At 58.1% G+C, this 20,932-nt stretch carries 13 protein-coding genes; 11 read left to right on the forward strand and 2 right to left on the reverse strand.

Features of this window, described 5'->3' with window-relative positions; genetic code table 11:
- The first annotated feature begins 63 nt into the window (after positions 1 to 63).
- The 11 genes from H8B15_RS18980 to H8B15_RS19030 all read left to right on the forward strand — a co-directional run bounded on the left by H8B15_RS18980 (position 64) and on the right by H8B15_RS19030 (position 18,195).
- Positions 64 to 1,608, forward strand: coding sequence for a RagB/SusD family nutrient uptake outer membrane protein (locus H8B15_RS18980; protein ID WP_187321231.1), 1,545 nt, complete (start codon positions 64 to 66; stop codon positions 1,606 to 1,608).
- 388 nt (positions 1,609 to 1,996) lie between these two features.
- The gene (locus tag H8B15_RS18985; RefSeq protein WP_187321232.1) at positions 1,997 to 3,700 is read left to right on the forward strand and encodes a family 43 glycosylhydrolase; all 1,704 of its coding nucleotides are present in this window, start codon (positions 1,997 to 1,999) and stop codon (positions 3,698 to 3,700) included.
- 304 nt (positions 3,701 to 4,004) lie between these two features.
- Positions 4,005 to 5,201 (forward strand): aldose epimerase family protein, encoded by a 1,197-nt coding sequence (locus H8B15_RS18990; protein WP_187321233.1) that lies wholly within the window; start codon positions 4,005 to 4,007, stop codon positions 5,199 to 5,201.
- A gap of 122 nt (positions 5,202 to 5,323) precedes the next feature.
- Positions 5,324 to 7,030 (forward strand): ribulokinase, encoded by a 1,707-nt coding sequence (locus H8B15_RS18995; RefSeq protein WP_187321234.1) that lies wholly within the window; start codon positions 5,324 to 5,326, stop codon positions 7,028 to 7,030.
- The gene (locus H8B15_RS19000; protein ID WP_187321235.1) at positions 7,027 to 7,728 is read left to right on the forward strand and encodes an L-ribulose-5-phosphate 4-epimerase; all 702 of its coding nucleotides are present in this window, start codon (positions 7,027 to 7,029) and stop codon (positions 7,726 to 7,728) included. Before H8B15_RS18995 ends, H8B15_RS19000 begins: the two co-directional genes overlap by 4 nt.
- 322 nt (positions 7,729 to 8,050) lie before the next feature.
- Complete coding sequence (gene araA, locus H8B15_RS19005; RefSeq protein ID WP_187321236.1) at positions 8,051 to 9,541, forward strand: L-arabinose isomerase; 1,491 nt, start codon at positions 8,051 to 8,053, stop codon at positions 9,539 to 9,541.
- Positions 9,542 to 9,586: 45 nt separating this feature from the next.
- Positions 9,587 to 11,290, forward strand: a complete 1,704-nt coding sequence (locus H8B15_RS19010; RefSeq protein WP_187321237.1) for a sodium:solute symporter family transporter — start codon at positions 9,587 to 9,589, stop codon at positions 11,288 to 11,290.
- Positions 11,291 to 11,432: 142 nt separating this feature from the next.
- On the forward strand, positions 11,433 to 13,514 hold the full coding sequence (locus H8B15_RS19015; protein ID WP_187321238.1) for an alpha-L-arabinofuranosidase C-terminal domain-containing protein: 2,082 nt from the start codon (positions 11,433 to 11,435) through the stop codon (positions 13,512 to 13,514).
- 142 nt (positions 13,515 to 13,656) lie between these two features.
- A complete protein-coding gene (locus H8B15_RS19020; protein ID WP_187321239.1) occupies positions 13,657 to 15,438 on the forward strand; it encodes an NPCBM/NEW2 domain-containing protein in 1,782 nt (593 codons plus the stop codon).
- A 239-nt stretch (positions 15,439 to 15,677) separates the two neighbouring features.
- Positions 15,678 to 16,571 (forward strand): carbohydrate kinase family protein, encoded by an 894-nt coding sequence (locus H8B15_RS19025; protein WP_187321240.1) that lies wholly within the window; start codon positions 15,678 to 15,680, stop codon positions 16,569 to 16,571.
- 34 nt (positions 16,572 to 16,605) lie between these two features.
- Positions 16,606 to 18,195: a glycoside hydrolase family 32 protein gene (locus H8B15_RS19030; RefSeq protein ID WP_187321241.1), complete on the forward strand. Its 1,590-nt coding sequence runs from the start codon at positions 16,606 to 16,608 to the stop codon at positions 18,193 to 18,195.
- Between the two features lie 147 nt (positions 18,196 to 18,342).
- On the opposite strand, the gene H8B15_RS19035 is transcribed toward H8B15_RS19030, so the two are convergent.
- Positions 18,343 to 19,314 (reverse strand): glycoside hydrolase family 43 protein, encoded by a 972-nt coding sequence (locus H8B15_RS19035; RefSeq protein ID WP_187321242.1) that lies wholly within the window; start codon positions 19,312 to 19,314, stop codon positions 18,343 to 18,345.
- A gap of 20 nt (positions 19,315 to 19,334) precedes the next feature.
- Positions 19,335 to 20,885 carry an alpha-N-arabinofuranosidase gene (locus H8B15_RS19040; RefSeq protein WP_187321243.1) on the reverse strand — a complete coding sequence of 517 codons (1,551 nt, stop codon included), beginning with the start codon at positions 20,883 to 20,885 and terminating at the stop codon, positions 19,335 to 19,337.
- Positions 20,886 to 20,932: the final 47 nt, after the last annotated feature.

A 20,932-nucleotide genomic window follows, 5' to 3' on the forward strand; every position in this document is an offset into this window, starting at 1 on the left:
TAACTGCGGTGGGCCTGCCATTATATGTGGGCAGGCTCTACCCACCCAATCTGTACTAAACCAATGAAAATACATAAGATAGCCGCTCTCTTTCTGCTCTCCAGCGGGTTGCTGCTGACTACGAGCTGCGAGAAAGACTTATTGGATCAGAGCAATCCAAACGCTCCCGATACCTCGCAGTTCTGGAAAACCCAGGACGATGCCATTAAAGGCGTGTATGCCTGCTACTCGGGTTTGCAGCAGTATGCCTGCTACGGCCACTCCTGGCAGTTTATGGCCGCCCGCTCCGACGAGTCGTACAGCCAGAGCCCTTTTGTAGAGCTGGCCAACTTTACGCGCTTCATCACCCCAGACAACAACTTCTTTATCTCGTCCTTCGCCTGGAACGACTACTACCGCACCATCTTCCGCACCAACCAGGTGCTGACCCACGTGCCGGATATCGACATGGACGCGACGCTGAAAAACCGCCTGCTCGGGGAGGCGCAATTTGTGCGGGCACTGTCGTACTTCGACTTGGCTTACTTCTTCGGCAACGTGCCCCTGATTCTGGTAGAGCCCGTGGTGACTACCCGTGCGCCGCAGGCTACTACGGCCCAGATAGAAGAACAGATCATTGCCGACCTCACGGCTGCTATTCCTAATCTGCCGTTGTCATATGGCGATGCTGAGAAGGGCCGCGTAACGAAAGGAGCTGCTCAGGCCCTACTGGCCAAAACCTACATGATGCAGCGCAAATACAGCGAGGCATCGGCCCTGTTTACCCAGATTATCGGCTCGGGCCAGTACGACTTAGTGGCCAACTACCTCGATAACTTCACGGATGCCAACGAGAACAACCGCGAGTCGGTATTCGAGATTCAATACGTAAACTCACCGTTGGACGTAGGCCAGGGCCAGGACAATGCGTCGGCGTCGGAAGGGTATGACCGGCCCAACTTCTTTGGGCCTCCCTACTACAGCTTCGCCGACGTGCAACCTCGTTTGTGGTTGCTGAACGCCTACACCGACTCTACCACTGCATTTGCACCTGGGAGCACCACCCGGCATATGATTGATCCGCGCCGGGACGTGTCCATCATCAGCGCTCGGAACCCTGATCGTTTCTACGGCAAAACTTTTGCGGAATTGATTGTAGAGCGCAACTACAACCCCAACCAGCAATACTGGCGCAAGTACCTGAACGACCGCACGCGCACAACACCCGAGGATTTCACTTCAGGCATCAACTTCCGCGTGATTCGCTACGCCGACGTACTGCTGATGCAGGCCGAAGCGCTGACTGAGCTAAACCGCGTAGGCGACGCGCTACCGTTGGTAAACCGCGTACGCAACCGGGTAGGGCTGGCCTCACTCGCAGGCAGCTATTCGCAGGAGGCCATGCGCCAGCTTATTCGCACGGAGCGCGCTAAGGAGCTGGCCGGCGAGGGTACACGTTGGTTCGACATTCTGCGCTATGGCCTAATGGATAACCAGGCCGGCATCACGGAGCTAACCAGCCGCGATTCGGACTTTACCAACTTCCGTCTGGGTGTTTCCAAGCTGCTACCCATTCCACAACGGGATATCGATATTGACCCCAATGTGAAGCAGAATCCTGGCTACTAATACGTTACTGGTATAGCGGGAATAAAACAGCCGTTTCGGGCAGTAGCTTGAAACGGCTGTGTTGCTTTCAACGGTTGCAAACAGCTTGTTTCCGGTGCCCCATCAGTGTATCAGCGTCCTGGGGCAAATCGACCAAACTGGTTTTCTCCCAGGGGCTTCTCAGCCATACCTGCGCTACTGGGCACAACGGTTTTTTACATCTAGAAAGGGCACGCAGGCTAAGCTGATGTATCGCATCAGCTCATGTGCTGGGCAAAGCTGCTACAACCCGCGCATGCATCCTTCACCCAGAACCCCGACGGCACGCCCGTAGCCATCAGCACGCTCAATACACAGCCCAGCAGCGAGTAAGAACCCGTGTTCTCATGCTTCTCTAAAACCCACCGCTATGCCTACACTACTACTCATTCCGTTTCATGCTCGTCTCGCTGGCGCCATCCGGCGCTTGTTGCTGCTGCTACTGCTACTGAGCATCAGTAACCTTCGCACCTATGCGCTGCAGGGGTTTTACGGTTCGCACGATCCTTCCACTATCGTGAAGGAAGGCAACAAGTACTGGGTATTCACGACCGGACAAGGCATTTATAATATGTATTCCACGGACTTGGTGACCTGGACGCCTTCGCCGCGGGCGGTGTTTGTCAACAACGCCTACCCTAGCTGGATCAACGCCAAGGTGCCAGGCTTTGCGGGTACTTTTTGGGCGCCGGAGTGTATTTATATGAATGGCAAATACTACCTCTATTACTCCTGCTCCACGTTCGGCTCGCAGGTGTCGGCCATTGGCCTGGCTACCAACGCAACGCTGGATCCTGCCAACGCCAACTACAAGTGGGAGGACCAGGGCGAAGTGGTTTCTTCCGTAGCCGGCAGCGGCCCCAATGCCATTGACCCCGCCGTGTTGCGCGACGCCAGCGGCAACGTGTGGCTCACGTATGGTTCCTACTTCGGCGGTATTCGGACCACTCAGCTAAATGCTACCACCGGCAAGCCCTTGAGCAGCACAGGCTACGCCCTGGCCAACGGTGGGGTAGAAGCCCCCGATCTGGTACAGCACGACAATTTCTACTACCTGTTCATCAACCGCGGTAGCTGCTGCCAAGGCATCAATAGCACATACTATATTCAGGTAGGGCGCGCCGCTACGCCAGCGGGACCTTTCTTAGACAAAGAAGGCAAGGACCTGAACAGCCTGGGCGGTACTACCGTGCTCGGCTCGGCCGGGCGCTATATCGGGCCGGGCCACGCGGGCATTTTCACCGAAAATGGCGTGAGCTACTTCTCGCACCACTACTACGATGGCTATGATAACGGGGCGCCCAAGCTCGGGCTGGCTCGCCTCACCTGGGATGCTGCAGGCTGGCCTGTGGTCAGCCGCGAGTGGGTAGCCGCCGGCCGCTACGAAGTCAAAAACCAGTTGAGTGGCCTCATATGGGACGCTTGGGGCTGCACGGGAGCCTCGGGGCAAATGGTGGCGCAGGGTACGCCCAGCTGCCTCACCTGCCAACAATGGGATTTCGCAACCTTGGGCAACGGCGAGTACAAAATCACGAATGCATTGGGCGGGCTGGCCGTGGATGTAATGGGCTGCTCGGCTGACGCGGGGGCCAAGCTGCAACTCTTTGCGTACAATGGGTTGACTTGCCAGCGGTTTTCTATCGACCGCGCCAACGATGGTACGCTCGTGTTTGCCTCCGCAAATGGCAACCGTGTAATAGAGGTTCCGAACGCTTCCACCGTAGCTGGGCAGCAGCTAGGACTATGGGATTACAATAGTTGCCCCTGCCAGCGCTGGACGCTGAGTCCGGCGGGCGTAACCACCGCTACCCTACCTAGCCAGTTACTAACTGGTGTCAGCATTTACCCGATACCAGCCGAACAGGGCAACTTCACGGTTGACTTAGGCGAGCAAAAAACAGGAAGTGTAGCCACCGTGCTAATCTTCGACTGGCAGGGTAGGGAGGTATACCACCAGCAGTTTGGGCCGCAGCAAACGCAATTGACCGTTGAAGCGAAATTAGCTGGTGGAATGTATATGGTGCAGGTGCAACGAGGGGCTAAACGCCTAGTGCAGAAGGTGACAGTACGCTGAGTAGCGGGTAATTGCTGTCATGCAGAATTGTACCAGTTAAGATTAAATACACAAACGATTGTGTACGTAAAATAGAATCTTTACTTTACACCGCGAAAACCAGTACCACATGCAGAAATGCGTGCGCAATCCGGGTTTTTAGCACTTATAGGCGTAATAGAGAGCCGCGACACTCTTGTTGAAAGGATAGAACACGGAAGCGTTTTAAGGAAATCAGCTTGGGCGTTTTTATCTGTAACACTGCGTTTTTCTGCATACGTTTTCATTACTTGCCACCTATCCCTTCACCTGTTCTTTTCCGTTGATGACACACATTCGCTACGCTGGCTACCTCGCCAGCGGCCTGTTCGCAACTCTGCTGCTGGCTGCTTGCAACCAAAACCCCACTACCACCGAAGCCGGCGCCACCACGGCCGCCACTGCCGACTCCACCCAAACCTCCGCTGCTATGCCCGTTTCCACTTCCTTCGGCAACACCACCGAGGGCACTGAAGCCCAGCTCTACACCCTCACCAACGCCCACGGCCTGAAGGCTACCATCACCAACTACGGCGGCACCATTACTTCCCTGATGGTACCCGACAAAAGTGGTCAGCTAGGGGACATTGTATTGGGTTTCGACAAAGTAGGCGGCTACCAAAGCCCGGAGTTTTTGAAGTCTGGACCCTATTTTGGAGCGCTGATTGGGCGCTACGGCAACCGCATCAAAGGCGGTAAGTTTACGCTGGATGGTCAGACGTATTCCCTACCTCAGAACAACGGACAGAACACGCTGCACGGCGGCAAAAAAGGGTTTGATAAGGTGCTATGGGATGCCAAGCCCGGCTCCTCGGCCGATGGCCAGACGCTCACGCTCACGTACCTAAGCAAGGACGGCGAAGAAGGTTTCCCCGGCAACTTGCAGGTCACGGTGGTGTACACGCTCACCAACAACGACGAGCTGAAAATCGACTATTCGGCTACCACTGATAAGGCTACCCCCGTCAACCTCACCAATCACAGCTATTTCAACCTGGCCCTGGGGCAGAGCAAAGATGTGCTGGCCCACCAGGTAATGATTCCGGCCGACCGCTACACGGTAGTGAACGACCAACTGATTCCCACGGGCGAGCTACGCCCGGTGAAGGGCACCCCCTTCGACTTTACGACCCCCCACGCCATTGGCGAGCGGATTGCGCAGGTGCCCGGCGGCTACGACCACAACTGGGTGTTGAACAACCCCAGCGGCATGCATCAGGCCGCCTCAGTATACGAGCCTACCACGGGCCGCACCTTGGAAGTAACCACTACTGAGCCCGGCGTACAGTTCTACACCGGCAACTTCCTTGACGGCACCCTCACGGGTAAGAACAACACGACGTACGGCAAAAATGCCGGTTTCTGCCTGGAAACCCAGCACTTCCCCGACTCGCCCAACCAGTCTGCCTTCCCCAGCACCACGCTGAAGCCAGGCGACACGTTGCAGTCCACCACCATCTTCAAGTTTGGAGTACGGAAGTAGAGACGGCTTGCCGCCCGCCTGTCAGAACGTTATACTCTGAACGTCATTTCGAACATGTTGCTTGATGCGCAACGTGTTCGAAATGACGTTCTATTCCTCTAATCATCAGCATATCCAACTTCATGACTGATCATCCTGCCTACGTCATTGGCCTTGATTATGGCACCGATTCGGTTCGTGCGCTGCTCGTAAATGCCCAGACCGGCGACGAGGTAGCTCAGGCCGTGCACTACTACCCTCGCTGGAAGCAGGGCGCCTACTGCAACCCCCAGAAAAACCAGTTCCGCCAGCACCCGCTTGACTATATCGAAGGGCTGGAGGCCACGGTGCGCCAGGTAGCGCAGCAAGTGCCGGCCGAGCAGATCAAAGGCATTGCCATTGATACCACTGGCTCTACCCCGGGCGCTGTGAACGAGCAGGGGGTAGCCTTGGCTCTGACGCCCGGCTTCGAGGAAAACCCCAACGCCATGTTTGTGCTGTGGAAAGACCACACGGCCCTGGCCGAGGCGGCGGAAGTCAACGAAAAGGCCCGCACCTGGGGCGGCCCCGACTACACGCAGTTTGAGGGCGGCATCTACTCCTCGGAGTGGTTTTGGGCCAAGATTGCCCACGTGGTGCGCGAGGATGAAGCCGTAGCCCAGGCCGCCTACTCCTGGATGGAGCACTGCGACTGGATGACACTGCTACTCACCGGACAAGACCTGGCCTCGTTCAAGCGTAGCCGCTGCGCCGCCGGCCACAAGGCCATGTGGCACGAGACCTGGGGCGGCCTACCCTCTGAGGAGTTTCTGACCTTGCTGGAACCAAAACTTGCCGGTTTACGCAATCGATTATTCGAGCAAACCTATACCGCCGATGAGGTAGCTGGCACACTCTCCGCGGAGTGGGCCGAGCGCCTGGGTCTTACTACCGACACGGTAGTGGCCGTGGGCTCATTTGATGCCCACGCGGGCGCCGTGGCCGGCGAGATTGAGGCCTACTCGATGGTGAAGGTAATGGGCACCAGCACCTGCGACATTGTGGTGGCGCCCACTGCCGAGGTAGGCGACAAGCTGGTGCAGGGCATTTGCGGCCAGGTAGATGGCTCCGTCATCCCCGGCATGCTGGGTCTGGAAGCCGGCCAGTCGGCTTTTGGCGACCTGCTGGCGTGGTTCACGCAGATCATCGACTGGCCCCTGCGCACGATGCTGCCCAAGTCCACGGTGGTTTCATCGGAACAAATGGAGGCATTGCGTGAGGAGCTGCGCGGCAACCTGATTGTGGAGCTGACTGCTGCCGCCGAGAAGATTGACCCCGAAGAGTCGGCTGTACTGGCGTTGGATTGGGTGAACGGCCGCCGCACGCCCGACGCCAACCAGGCGCTGAAAGGTGCCATCATGGGCCTGACGATGGGCTCGGGTGCGCCGCAAGTGTTCCGGGCACTGGTAGAAGCTATTTGCTACGGCTCCAAGCAAATTGTGGAGCGCTTCGAGAGCGAAGGGATTCCGATTAAGCAGGTGATTGGCATTGGCGGCGTGGCCAAGAAGTCGCGCTTTGCCATGCAGACGCTGGCTGACGTGCTCGACCGCCCCATCAAGATTGCTACCTCCGAGCAGGCCCCGGCCCTGGGTGCCGCCATGTACGCGGCCGTAGCCGCCGGTATCCATGCCGATGTGCTCACGGCCCAGCGTGCCATGGGTAGCGGCTTTGCCGAAACCTACACGCCCCAGCCCGACCGCGTGGCCGACTACGCCGCTCGTTATAAAAAATACCAAGCCTTCGGGAAGTTCGTGGAAACGGCTACCCTGGGCGATAAACAGACCGCGGAAGCGGCCACTGCCACCGCATGAGTCAGTACCAAGACCTGAAGCAAACCTGCTACGACGCCAACATGCAGCTCCCCAAGCTGGGGTTGGTGCTCTTCACCTTCGGCAACGCCAGCGTGGTTGACCGCGAAAACCGGGTGTTTGCCATCAAGCCCAGCGGCGTGCCCTACGACACGCTCCGGCCCGAGGACATTGTCATTGTCGACTTCGCCAACAAGATTGTGGAAGGGGAGAAGCGGCCGTCGTCGGACACCAAAACCCACGCCGTGCTGTATAGCCACTGGGAGCAGATTGGTGGCATTGTGCACACGCATTCCACTTACGCCACCGCGTGGGCCCAGGCGCAGCTGGACATTCCGGTGCTGGGTACCACCCACGCCGACCACCTCACCGCCGACGTGCCCTGCGCCCCGCCCATGGACGACGCCATGATTGCTGGCGACTACGAGCATCAGACGGGCTGGCAGATCATCAACGAGTTTCAGCGGCGCGGCCTCTCGCCCGCGGAGGTAGAGATGGTACTGCTCAGCAACCACGCGCCCTTCACGTGGGGCAAAACCGTGGAAAAAGCCGTGTACAACAGCGCCGTGCTGGAAGAAGTGGCCCGCATGGCCTACCTCAGCAGCACCCTCCGCCCCGATGTGCCCCGCCTGAAAGACTCCCTCATCAAAAAACACTACGAGCGCAAGCACGGCGCCAACTCTTACTACGGCCAGAGCTGAAAAGCTAGAAGCTAGGTTTAGCTCCCCTCCTTTTTTAAGGAGGGGGTAGGGCGTGGTAACGCTGTGAGAACGAAAGCTAGAACGTCATGCTGAGCTTGTCGAAGCATCTCTACCGTGAGTAATTCAATTACTATCGGACGAAGTAGTAGAGATGCTTCGACAAGCTCAGCATGACAACATCAACAACGATTTTACCACCCCGGCCTTCGGCCACCCCTCCTTAAAAAAGGAGGGGAGCTAGAATAGCTTCTAGCTCTAATTTTCAGATTTCAACTTCCAAAAAAACTATCAGCGAACAGCTAATAGCTAACAGCTAAATACAATGCTTGACCTCAAACAGTACGAAGCCTGGTTTATCACCGGCACCCAGCACCTCTACGGCCCCGAAACCCTGGAGGAAGTAGCCGCCCACTCGCAGCAGATTGCCGCTGAGCTGGATACCAAGCTGCCCATCAAAATCGTCTTCAAGCCTATTCTGAAGACGCCGGAGGAGATTTACCAGCTGGTGCAGGAAGCCAACGTGGCCGAAAACTGCGTGGGCCTGATTGCCTGGATGCACACCTTCTCGCCGGCCAAAATGTGGATCAACGGCCTGAAAATCCTGAAAAAGCCGCTGGCTCACCTGCACACCCAGTTCAACCGCGATATTCCGTGGGGTGAGATTGACATGGACTTCATGAACACCAACCAATCGGCGCACGGCGACCGGGAGTTTGGGTTCATCACGGCCCGCATGGGCGTGAAACGCAAGGTGATTGTGGGCCACTGGGAAGCTGAGGAAACCCAGCGTCAGCTGAGTGTGTGGAGCCGCGTGGCCTGCGCCTGGGCCGACTGGCAAGGGGCAGCTTTCGTGCGCTTCGGCGACAATATGCGCTACGTAGCCGTAACAGAGGGCGACAAGGTAGAAGCCGAAATTAAGTTTGGCTACTCCGTGAACACCTACGGCATTGGCGACCTGGTAGCGGTAGTAAACGCCGTAACCGACGCGCAAATCGACGAGCTGCTGGCTACTTACGAGCGCGAGTACGAGCTGGCCGATACGCTGAAAGAAGGAGGCAGCCAGCGTGAGAGCCTGCGCGAAGCTGCCAAGATTGAAGCCGGTATGCGCCAGTTTTTGCAGGACAAAAAGGCGAAGGGCTTCACCGACACCTTCGAGGATTTGCACGGTATGGCCCAGCTGCCCGGCATTGCCACTCAGCGCCTGATGGCCGAGGGCTACGGCTTCGGCGGCGAGGGCGACTGGAAAACCTCGGCCCTGGTGCGCGCCATGAAGGTGATGGGTGCCGGCCTACCCGGCGGCAACTCCTTTATGGAAGATTACACCTACCACTTCGCGCCAGGCAACAACCAGGTGCTGGGCTCGCACATGCTCGAAATCTGCCCCACCATTGCCGAGGGCAAGGTGCGCGCCGAGATTCACCCGCTGGGCATTGGCGGCAAAGCCGACCCCGTGCGCCTGGTGTTCAATTGCCCCGCCGGCGAAGGCCTGAACGCCACCATCGTGGACATGGGCAACCGCTTCCGCATGATTGTAAACGAGGTAGAAGCCGTAGCGCCTGAGCAGGAGCTGCCCAACCTACCCGTGGCCCGCGTGCTCTGGAAGGTGAAGCCCGATATGGCCACCGGCGTAGCTGCCTGGATTCTGGCCGGTGGCGCTCACCACACGGGTTTCAGCCAAAATCTGACGGTAGAATATCTGGAAGACTTCGCGGAAATGGCTGGCATTGAGTTCCTCGTAATCGATGCCGATACAAAATTGCGCAATTTCAAGAATGAATTACGCTATAATGAAGTAGCTTTCGGGGGGCGTTAGGCCCCCTGGCCCTTCATTCACTTTCCTACCCGTTTTTAAATCCGCATGCAGAACAGCTTTAACACGTTAGATTTATCCATCTTTCTGCTCTACATCGTGGGCATAGCAGCCTATGGCTTCTATGTCTACAAGAGCAAGCAGAAAGCTCAGATGACCACTCAGGATTACTTCCTGGCCGAGGGCTCGCTCACTTGGTGGGCCATCGGGGCATCTATGATTGCTTCCAACATCTCGGCCGAGCAGTTCATTGGCATGTCGGGCAACGGATTTCAGGTAGGCGTGGCCGTGGCTGCCTACGAATGGTTGGCGGCCATTACGCTGATTGTGGTGGCGGTGTTCTTCATGCCGATTTATCTCAAGCAGAAGATTTACACCATGCCGCAGTTTCTGGAGCAGCGCTACAACGCCACTTTGAGTCTGATTATGAGTATCTTCTGGCTGTTTCTGTACGTGCTGGTCAACCTCACATCCATTCTCTACCTTGGGGCGCTGGCTATCAGCAACCTAGTAGGCGGCGGCGAGAGCTTCCACATGATTATGGTAGCGCTGGCCGTGTTTGCCGTAATTATCACCCTGGGTGGTATGAAGGTGGTAGGCTACACCGACGTAATTCAGGTGGCCGTGCTCATCGTAGGTGGTTTGGCTACCACCTACCTGGCCCTCACGCTGGTGAGCGAGCGGTTTGGCCTGGGGCACGACGCCATTGCGGGCTTCAACGCCATGATGAGCGACGCCGGGGACCACTTCCATTTGATGTTTGACAAGCCCACGGCCGACACGCCGCAGGTGGAAATCAACAAGTACCTGATGCTGCCCGGCATTGCTATGTATGCGGCTGGTCAGTGGATTGTGAACCTGAACTACTGGGGGTGCAACCAGTACATCACGCAACGCGCCCTGGGCGCCGACCTGAAAACGGCCCGCACGGGTATCCTGTTCGCCGGTATGCTGAAGCTCCTGATGCCCGTGATTGTAATGCTGCCCGGTATTGCGGCCTACGTGCTGCACAAAAACGGTGGCCTGCAAGGCGAAATGGCGCCCGGTGGCAACTTCAACGCCGACAACGCCTACTCCGCTATCCTGACCTTCCTACCCAACGGCCTGAAGGGCTTGTCGCTGGCCGCCCTCACGGCCGCCATCGTAGCCTCGCTGGCGGGTAAGGCCAACTCGATTTCCACCATCTTCACCCTCGACATCTACAAGCGCTACCTCAAACCGGAAGCTGACGAAAAGCAACTGGTATGGATTGGCCGTCTGACGGTGCTGGCGGCCACCGTTATGGCTATTGGTCTGACCTGGAAAGACCTGCTGGGTATTGGCGGCGAAGGTGGCTTCACCTACATTCAAAAATACACGGGCTTTATCTCGCCCGGTATCGTGGCGGTGTTCGTACTGGGCATGTTCTGGAAGCGCACCACGGCGCAGGCTGCCATTGCCGGGATGCTGGCGGGCTTCGTGCTATCGGTGTTTTTCAACAACTACGCTGTATCGGTATTCGGCCCCGAAACCATTCTGTACTCGGCTTTCCCCAATGGGCAAGGCGCCTATGAAATTCCTTTCCTGATTTGCATGGGCCTCGCATTTGCTTTCACGGCAATTTTGATGATTGGCATGAGCCTGCTCGGGCCGGTTATCAACCCCAAAGCCCTGCACTTAGACCGCAGCCTGTTCCGGGTTAGCCCCAGCATCATGACGCTGATTGTCATTACGTTGCTGATGATTACGGCCCTGTACGTCAAGTTTTGGTAAATTTTGCCTAGCTACGTAAGGCCCCGGCCATGCGACATTTCTCTCCGTGAAATGTCGCATGGCCGGGGCCTTTGTATCTAAAAAAAGTTGTAATATCGCTTTCAAGGAAACGAAAGCTTCTGCTTAACGCTTACTCACACCTATGGCTACTACTCCCACTCACTCCTTTTCTCGTCTCGCAAAAGCAGCCCTGTTTGGTGGGCTTTTTTTAGCAGGCACCACACAATCGATTGCGCAAGCGCCAAGTGCTATTACCGTGCAGGTAAACAAGCCGGTAGCGCCGGTGCCGAAGAATATGTTCGGGCTGTTTTTCGAGGATATCAACTTCGCGGCCGATGGTGGCCTGTACCCAGAGCTGGTGAAAAACAAGTCGTTTGAGACGGATGACCGGCTTATTGGCTGGAAGGCCATCAAAGGCGGCTCGGCTCTCACCGAGTACACCGTGCTCAGCGAGCAGCCCATCAGCAAATCCAACACGCACTACCTGCGCCTGACGTCCCGCACCAGCAGCACCGATGCTGGCCTGACGAACGAAGGCTTCCGGGGTATGGGCGTGAAGCAAGGAGAAGACTACAACTTCTCGGTGTATGCCCGACGCGGCCCCGGCAGCATTAGCGGCCTGACCGTGACGCTAGAAGACGAGAAAGGCAACGCGCTGGCGCAAACCAAGGTAGGCGGCCTCACCAACGAATGGAAGCAGTATACTGCCGTGCTGCGCCCCAGCGCCACCAGCGGCAAAGCGCACCTGAAAATGACGGTGGAAGGCGCCGGTACGGCTGATCTGGACGTGGTGTCGCTGTTCCCGAAAGACACCTGGATGAAGCGCCCCAACGGCCTGCGCACCGATTTGGTGCAGCTGCTGAAGGACATGAAGCCCGGCTTCCTGCGCTTTCCCGGCGGTTGCATTGTGGAAGGACGCACCCTGGCCCAGCGCTACCAGTGGAAGGAAACTATTGGCGACGTGAACTCCCGCGCTTCGCTGATAAACCGCTGGAACACCGAGTTTTCGCACCGCTACACGCCCGATTACTACCAGTCGTTTGGGCTGGGCTTTTTTGAATATTTCCAGCTGGCCGAAGACTTGGGTGCCGAGCCCCTACCCATCCTGAACATTGGAATGGCCTGCCAGTTCAACTCGGCCGAGCAAGCGCCCCTGAGCGCCACCACGCCCGGCGGCCCTAGTGCTGTAGTAACTGGTGCCGAAGCCCACAACCACGCCGACGACATCAGCCTGGAAACGTTTATCCAGGATGCGCTGGACTTGGTGGAGTTTGCCAATGGTCCCGTTACGAGCCCCTGGGGCGCCAAGCGCGCCGCCATGGGCCACCCGGCGCCCTTCAACCTGAAAATGATTGGGGCCGGCAACGAGCAGTGGGGTCCACAGTATATTGAGCGCTACAAGCCGTTTGTGAAGGCCCTGAAAGCCAAATACCCCAACATTGAGCTGGTGGCCAGCTCCGGACCCGATCCGGGAGACGAGCGGTTTAAATTTGCTACCGCGCAGTTTCGGGAGTTGAAGGCTGATCTGATTGACGAGCACTACTATGCCAAGCCGGAGTGGTTCCGACAAAACGTAGGCCGCTACGACGACTACCCCCGCACTGGTCCTAAAATCTTTGCTGGCGAGTATGCTGCCCAGAGCGTGGCCATTGCCAGCCCCGAGAACAAGAACACCTGGGACTGTGCCATTTCGGAAGCCGCGTTTATGACGGGTCTGGAGCGCAATGGGGAGGTAGTAAAAATGGCCTCCTACGCTCCACTATTTGCCAACGTAGACGCTTGGCAGTGGACGCCCGACCTAATCTGGTTCAACAACCTGAACTCGTACGGCACGCCCAGCTACTACGTGCAGAAGCTGTTCAGCCTCAACAAAGGCACCACTATCCTACCCGTGCAGCTACCCGGCAACGCCAAAAACGGCACCGATAACCTGTTTGTAAGTGCTGTAGCCGACGAACCGACCGGTGAGGTAGTGGTAAAGCTCATCAACTATTCCACCGCGGCCCGCCCCGTTACCCTGAATTTGGCGGGCGCCAAGAAGGTAGGCAAAACCGGCAAGGCGACCGTGATGGCCAGCAACGACTTGCAGCTGCAAAACAGCTTGAAGGAGCCCATGAAGCTGGCGCCTAAGGAAGAAACTTTCCGGGTAGGCTCGGGTAGCGCCGTGAGCTACACGCTGGCGCCGCACTCCTTCACAGTGTTGCGCATTCCCGGCAAAAAGTAAGTAGGGTAGGGGCCAGCGGTTGCGCTGGCCCTTTTTCTTTATCATTGCGTGCACCCTGTTCTGTCTTTTCCACCTTCTACTACTTCTAGTGACTCATCCTACCAAGTTTTTTGTAATAGCCTTGCTACTAGCTAGTAGCGCAGTGGCTTTTGCTCAGAAAAAGACTCCTGCCTCCGACTTTCATCAGTGGGCGCCTACCCCGCCCATGGGCTGGAACAGCTGGGACTGCTACGGCCCTACCGTGACGGAGGCCGAGGTGAAAGCCAACGCCGACTACATGGCCAAAAACCTCAAAAGCAGTGGCTGGGAGTACGTGGTGGTGGATATTCGCTGGTACGTGGGCAACGACACGGCTCACGGATACAATGAGAAAAACCCCGACTTCAATATCGACCAGTACGGGCGGTTTGTGCCGGCTGTGAACCGGTTTCCGTCGGCAGCCGGAGGGAAGGGCTTCAAGCCGCTAGGCGACTATCTGCACAGCAAGGGGCTGAAGTTCGGCATTCACATCATGCGGGGCGTGCCAGTGGTGGCTGTGCAGCGCAAGCTACCCATCCTGGGCAGCAAGGCCACGGCCGCCGACATCTACTCCAAAGAAGGCCAGGCCGCGTGGCTGCACGATATGTACACGGTGGTGGCCGGCCGGCCCGGCGCGCAGGAGTACTACGATTCGCTGTTTAAGCTCTACGCCAGCTGGGGGCTGGATTTCGTGAAGATAGACGACCTCTCGGAGCCCTACCATGCGCCGGAAATCGAGATGATTCGGCGGGCTATTGATAAGTCGGGGAGGAAGATTGTGCTGAGCATGTCGCCCGGCGAAACGCCCATTGCCAACGCCCAGCACGCCCAGCAGCACGCCAATATGTGGCGCACCGTGGGCGACTTCTGGGACAGCTGGGAGCAGCTGAAAGAGCACTTTGACGTGTGTAACCGCTGGAACCCCTACCGCCAGCCCGGCGCCTGGCCCGATGCCGACATGTTGCCCATGGGCCGCCTGGGCATTCGGGCCGAGCGTGGCGACGACCGCATGACGCGCTTCACCCGCGACGAGCAGTACACCCTCATGACGCTATGGAGCATCTTCCGCTCCCCGCTGATGTTTGGCGGCGACCTGCCCAGCAACGACCCGTTTACGCTGTCTCTGCTGACCAACAAAGAGGTGCTAAATGTGCTGAACACCAGCACCAACAACCGCCAGCTGTTCCGCCATGGCGACCTGGTAGCCTGGACCGCCGACGACCCCAAAACCGGCGCCAAGTACCTGGCCGTGTTCAACGCCCAGGACCAGGAGCTACTACCGGCCAGCGCCGCCGCGTGGAATAGCGGTACCATCAGTCGCCAAACACCCGGCCAAGGCAAAGCGCTGGACGTAGACCTAAAAGGTGCCCGCACGCTCTACCTCAACGCCCGCGACGGCGGCGACGGCAGCGCCTGGGACCACGCCAATTGGCTGGCGCCTACCCTCACTGGCAACGGCAAAACGCTGGACCTAACCAGCATTCCGTGGAAGGAAGCGTCGGCGGGCTGGGGCAAAACGACAATTGACAAAAGCGTGTCGGGCGGGGAGCTGCGGGTAGGGGGCAAGACCTACGCGCACGGTATCGGCACGCACGCCAATTCCATCATCGAGTATGAAGTGCCGGCCGGCATGACGCATCTGACGGGTAGCGTAGGGCTCGACCAAGCTGGGGCGGTGCAGAACACGGGCGGCACCGTGCAGTTCCTGGTCTTCACCCAAAGCCCCTACCAGCCCGCCCCACCTGACTCGGTGCAGGTGCGGGTGTCGCTGCGCGAGCTGGGCCTTACGGGCACCTGCACCGTGCGCGACTTGTGGTCGGGGCAGGAGCTGGCGCCGGTGGCAGGCGAGTTTGCACCCTACGTGCGGCGGCACGGCGCCAAGCTGTATCGCATTGCAAAGAAGTAACCTAAGCGTTGGTCTATTCTAGAATGGTAAAACGCCCGGCCGACTGAGCCGGGCGTTTTTGTTACGAAGAAGTGCTCTATTGCATACGGTAGCCGTTTGTTGCTTTCTGAGGCGTATTCTCTTTACATTACCAACAGAACCGTAGAAATACGTCAGCAAGCGCAGCGGAATGCTCCACCCACTTCCGGCAATTCGCCGCTTGGCGTCTCGCTGCTTTACTCTCTAACCTACCTACAACCATGGGCACTGTTATCTGCTTCGGCGAAGTACTTTGGGATATTCTACCTACCGGTCAGCAGCCGGGCGGGGCACCCTTCAACGTAGCAGTGCACCTGCATCAGCTGGGGCAGCCTGTGCAGCTCATCAGCCGGGTAGGCGACGACGAACTAGGCCGGGAGCTGCTGGCGTTTATTGAGTCGAAGGGATTGAGCACCAGCTATGTGCAGCAAGGCCATACCCACCTCACAGGGGTAGTGAAAGCCAACGTAGACGACGCCCACGAGGTAGTATATAAGATTGTGCAGCCCGTAGCCTGGGACTATATTCAGTACGAGCCGGAACTGGCCGACTTGGTGGCCGGAGCCGATGTGCTGGTCTACGGCAGCCTGGCCGCCCGCCAGGAGGGCAGCCGCGAGACGCTGTACCGCCTGCTCGAAAAGGCCCGTTTCCGGGTGTTCGACGTGAACCTGCGCCCCCCGTATTATACCCCTGAAACCACCCTGCACCTACTCAGCAAAGCCAACCTGGTGAAGCTCAATCACCACGAGCTGGCGGAAGTGATGCAATGGCTGGGCCAGGAAGCGCTACAAGACCGCGCCGAGGCCATGCAGTGGCTGGCTATGCACTACCAGTTGCAGGCCGTGTGCGTGACCTGCGGCGCCGAGGGCGCCCTGCTCTACACTGGCGGCCAGCACTACCAGGCCCCCGGCCTACCCATCACCGTGCGCGACACCATCGGGAGCGGCGACGCGTTTCTGGCCGCCCTACTGAAAGGCTGGCTGGCCGGCGACGAGCCGAGCGCCATGCTGCGCTTTGCCTGCGCCGCGGGGGCGCTGGTGGCTACCCATCAGGGCGCTACCCCCGCCATTGGCGAGGCCGATGTAGCGGCGTTGCTGGCAGCCCGCCCGGCGTAGTTTGTCTGTTCCTACCCACTCTTCTTGCTGTAGTATGAAATACTCACCCGTTCTGCTGCTGGCCTTGGCGGGCCTGGCGGCGTGCAGCTCCGACGCCAATACTAACACCACGACCAACACCACCGCTTCCACTGCGCCGGCCGACTCTGCCGCCGTGCCACCCGCTACCCCGCAGTACCGCCCGGCCTACCACTTCACGCCGGCCGCGCACTGGATGAACGACCCCAACGGCATGGTGTACTATCAGGGTACCTACCACTTGTTCTTTCAATACTACCCTAAAGGAATGGTATGGGGCCCCATGCACTGGGGCCACGCCACCAGCCCCGACATGGTGCGCTGGCAGGAGCAGCCCATTGCCCTGTATCCTGATAGTCTGGGCTACATCTTCTCGGGCTCGGCCGTGGTAGATGCCAACAACACGGCCGGTTTTGGCAAAAATGCTCTGGTAGCCATCTTCACCCACCACGACCCCAAAGGCGAAAAGAATGGCTCCAACACCTACCAAAATCAAAGCCTGGCCTACAGCCTCGACAATGGCAAAACCTGGCAGAAATACGCGCAGAATCCGGTGTTGAAAAACCCTGGCATCAAGGATTTTCGCGACCCAAAAGTGAGCTGGCACGAAGCCACGAAGCAGTGGGTGATGACCCTGGCTACCCTGGACCGCATCACGTTCTACGCCTCGCCCAACCTAAAGGATTGGACCAAGCTCAGCGAGTTCGGCGAAAAGCTGGGCGCCCACGGCGGCGTGTGGGAGTGCCCCGATTTATTCCCGCTCGCGCTCAACGGCAAATCCTACTGGGTGCTCATCGTGAACCTGAACCCCGGCGGGCCCAACGGCGGATCGGCCACACAATACTTTGTGGGACAGTTTGATGGGAAGACGTTTACACCCCTCAATACCAAAACCAAATGGGCCGACTACGGCCCCGACGAGTACGCTGGCGTGACGTGGAACAACACCGGCAACCGCCGCCTGTTTCTGGGCTGGATGAGCAACTGGGAGTATGCCAACCAGGTGCCCACCTCGCCCTGGCGCAGCGCCATGACCATCCCGCGCGAGCTGGGCCTGCGCCAGGAAAACGGCGAAATCTACCTCATTTCGCAGCCCGCCGCCGAGCTGCGCACCATCGCCGGCCAGACCACTACCCTGCAAAATATCACAGCTAAATCCCCCACTGACCTCACGGCCCGCCTGGGCAGCACCACCGGCAAGCGCAAACTCACGCTCAGCACCCAGCAGCTACAGGATTTTGAGCTGGTGCTAAGCAACGCCGCCGGCGAAGAGCTGGTCCTGGGCTACGATAAAAACGCCAAGCAGTATTTCATCGACCGCAGCAAGGCAGGCAAAAACGACTTCAGCCCCAAATTCAAGGGTAGGAGCACGGCCCCGCGCCTGAGCACAGCCGCCGGCACCGAACTGACATTGTACTTCGATGCGGCCTCGGTGGAGCTGTTCGCCGATAATGGCCTGACGGTGATGACCAGCATTTTCTTCCCTACCCAGCCACTCACTATCACCAAGCTCCGTTCGGCGTCGGGTATCACGTTTCAGCAAATTAGCAGCACGCCACTGGTAGCGGAACCGAGCAGCAAGGCGCCGGCTGTTGGGCAGCGGTAAAGGAAAACATATCATATTTAAAGCAGAACGTCATTCCGAGCTTGTCGAGGAATCTCGCTCGTTAGTAATTTCCTGACGATTGGAATTACTAACGAGCGAGATTCCTCGACAAGCTCGGAATGACGTTCTTGTATATTCAGACTTATCCTACTTCGCGGCTTGCACGCCTTCCGAAGTCATTTGCACGCGTTTGAGCGTACCGTCTTTGTTGTAGTAGAGGTAGTCGATGCAGACGGAGCGGTGGTAGCTGCTGCCGCCGGTATTGATGCCGCCGTTGTGGTAGATGAAGTAAGACTTGCCTTTGAAGTCGATGATGGCCTGGTGGTTGGTGTTAGAGTTGCCGGCTATTTCGTTTAGGATGCCCTTGTATTCCCACGGGCCGGTGAGGCTGCGACTCATGGCGTAGGCAATTTTCTCGGGGAAGCCGGTGGCGTAGCTCAGGTAGTACCAGCCGTTGTTCTCATGCACCCAGGGCGCCTCCGTAAACTGCGGCACCTCAATGGTTTGGATGGGACCGTCCAGCTCCGTCATATTAGGCTTGAGCTTGGCGTAGCGGCACACGGTATTACCCCAAAACAGGTAGGCCTGGCCCTTTTTGTCGATAAAGACGGTAGGGTCGATGTCGTCCCAGGAGATTTTGCTCTCCGTCATGTTGTTGGCAATCAGCGCCGAGCCGCGGGCGTCCTTAAAGGGACCTAGCGGACTATCGGCCACGGCTACCCCAATGGCCTTGCCCGGAATGGTGCCGTGCTCTACGGCCGCATACCAGTAGTATTTGCCGTTGCGCTCAATCACCTGCGAGGCCCAGGCGTCGTCTTTGGCCCAGGCAAATTCCTTCACGTTCAGCGGCGAGGGGTGCTCTTTCCAGTTCACCATATCGGTAGAGGAATAGCACAGCCACTCGTGCATCACGTAGCGTTCCTGTCGGGGCGGGGCTTCGTCGTGGCCGGTGTAGAGATACACGGTGTTGCCCTGCACCAGCGCCGCCGGGTCGGCGGTGTATTTTTCGAGGATGATGGGGTTGCTGCCAGGCTGGCGCGTGGGTAGGGTAGTTGTGACGGGGGCCTGCGCTAAGGCGCTGGTGGTGGCCAATAGCAGCGGTAGAAAAGCGAGTTTCATGCGGGTTGTTTAGATGATACCTACTTCAGCTCCAGCACTACTACCGACTTGGGTGGCAAGGCTACGGCCAGATTACCACCCTTCTTCTTGGCGCCCTTAAACTCGGCCAGCTTGAGGTTGTTCGGCTTCTCGAAGGTGTTGTAGTCGCTCACGCTATTGGAAGTCAAGATGCGGCCCGATACGTTTTTCCAGCTCACGCCGGGTAGGGCGGTTTCCAGGTTGATGGTCTTTTTAGTGTCCAGGTTCACCAGCGAAATATGCACCGCGCCATTCTTGTCTTTGGAGGCAGAGGCATTCAGGGCCGGAATTTTCTCGTTGCCCATCACGTAGTCGGGGCTTTTGAACTCTAGGGGCATATACTGCGCATCCTGGTGCACCTGGTACAGGTCGAACACGTGGTAGGTAGGCGTGAGCAGCATCTTTTCCTTATCCGTTAGCACCAGGGCTTGCAGCACGTTCACGGCCTGGGCCAGGTTGGCCCCGCGTACCCGGTCGCAGTGGTTGTTGAAGATATTGAGGGTAGTACCCGCCAGCAGTGCATCGCGCAGGGTGTTTTGCTGGTACAGAAAGCCGGGGTTGGTGCCGGGCTCCACATCGGTCCAGATGCCCCACTCATCTACCAGCAAGGCCACGCGCTTTTCCTTGTCGTACTTGTCCATGATGGCCGCGTGTCGGGTCACGATGTCGTCCATCTTCAAGCCGTTGCGCAGGGTGTTGAAATACTGCTGCTCGTCGAAGCCTGTAGCTGCGCCTTTGCTGCCGCTCCAGCTGCCGGTGGGTAGGGTGTAGTAGTGCAGCGTGAGGCCCCACATCATATTGCGGGGTATTTTCTTCATGCATACTTCCGTCCAGTTGGCGTCGTCGCCGTTGGCGCCGCTCACGATTTTCTTCAGCTGAGTACCGGGGTAGTCGTGCGCGAAGGTGGCGTAGCGCTTATACACGTCGGTGTAATAGTCGGGCGTCATGTTGCCGCCGCAGCCCCAGCTTTCGTTGCCAATACCCCACCAGCTCACTTTGTAGGGTTCGGCGTGACCGTTCTTTTTGCGCTCCTGCACCATGGGCGTATCCTCGTTGGAGTTGAGGTACTCCATCCAGTTGCTCATTTCCTCCACCGTGCCGCTGCCCACATTGGCGGCCAGGTAGGGCTCGGTACCCAGCATGTCGCACAGCTCCAAAAACTCGTGCGTGCCGAAGCTGTTGTCTTCTAAGGTGTTGCCCCACCACAGGTTCAGCATCTTGGGGCGCTGGGCGGTAGGCCCCACGCCGTCGTGCCAGTGGTAGGTATCGGCAAAGCAGCCGCCGGGCCAACGCAGATTAGGCACATGAATTTTTTGCAACGCCTCCACAATGTCCATCCGAATACGACCTTTCTTGGGCACGTTCAGGTCCTTATCGACCCAGAAACCCCCGTAGATATTGCGGCCCAAATGCTCGGCAAACTGCCCCTGAATGTGCTTGCTCACAATGAGTTTAGGGTCGCCGGGCTGCACGGTCATTTGTACGGTCTGAGCGGAAGCGGAAAGAGCAGGCAGACTGATGCCCGCCGCCAACAATAGGTGTGTATAGCGCATGTGGTGGGTTGGTAAATGTGATAGACAGCCGGGGAGGCCGCTGGTAA

Source organism: Hymenobacter citatus, from assembly GCF_014333615.1.
Lineage (GTDB): Bacteria > Bacteroidota > Bacteroidia > Cytophagales > Hymenobacteraceae > Hymenobacter > Hymenobacter citatus.

What these genes read in the sequence shown, in the direction of transcription:
- H8B15_RS18980 (WP_187321231.1), top strand. Translation starts at nt 64, where the DNA reads ATGAAAATACATAAGATAGCCGCTCTCTTTCTGCTCTCCAGCGGGTTG.
- H8B15_RS19040 (WP_187321243.1), bottom strand. Translation starts at nt 20,885, where the DNA reads ATGCGCTATACACACCTATTGTTGGCGGCGGGCATCAGTCTGCCTGCT.
- H8B15_RS18990 (WP_187321233.1), top strand. Translation starts at nt 4,005, where the DNA reads ATGACACACATTCGCTACGCTGGCTACCTCGCCAGCGGCCTGTTCGCA.
- H8B15_RS19030 (WP_187321241.1), top strand. Translation starts at nt 16,606, where the DNA reads ATGAAATACTCACCCGTTCTGCTGCTGGCCTTGGCGGGCCTGGCGGCG.
- H8B15_RS19035 (WP_187321242.1), bottom strand. Translation starts at nt 19,314, where the DNA reads ATGAAACTCGCTTTTCTACCGCTGCTATTGGCCACCACCAGCGCCTTA.
- H8B15_RS19015 (WP_187321238.1), top strand. Translation starts at nt 11,433, where the DNA reads ATGGCTACTACTCCCACTCACTCCTTTTCTCGTCTCGCAAAAGCAGCC.
- H8B15_RS18995 (WP_187321234.1), top strand. Translation starts at nt 5,324, where the DNA reads ATGACTGATCATCCTGCCTACGTCATTGGCCTTGATTATGGCACCGAT.
- araA (WP_187321236.1), top strand. Translation starts at nt 8,051, where the DNA reads ATGCTTGACCTCAAACAGTACGAAGCCTGGTTTATCACCGGCACCCAG.
- H8B15_RS19000 (WP_187321235.1), top strand. Translation starts at nt 7,027, where the DNA reads ATGAGTCAGTACCAAGACCTGAAGCAAACCTGCTACGACGCCAACATG.
- H8B15_RS18985 (WP_187321232.1), top strand. Translation starts at nt 1,997, where the DNA reads ATGCCTACACTACTACTCATTCCGTTTCATGCTCGTCTCGCTGGCGCC.
- H8B15_RS19025 (WP_187321240.1), top strand. Translation starts at nt 15,678, where the DNA reads ATGGGCACTGTTATCTGCTTCGGCGAAGTACTTTGGGATATTCTACCT.
- H8B15_RS19010 (WP_187321237.1), top strand. Translation starts at nt 9,587, where the DNA reads ATGCAGAACAGCTTTAACACGTTAGATTTATCCATCTTTCTGCTCTAC.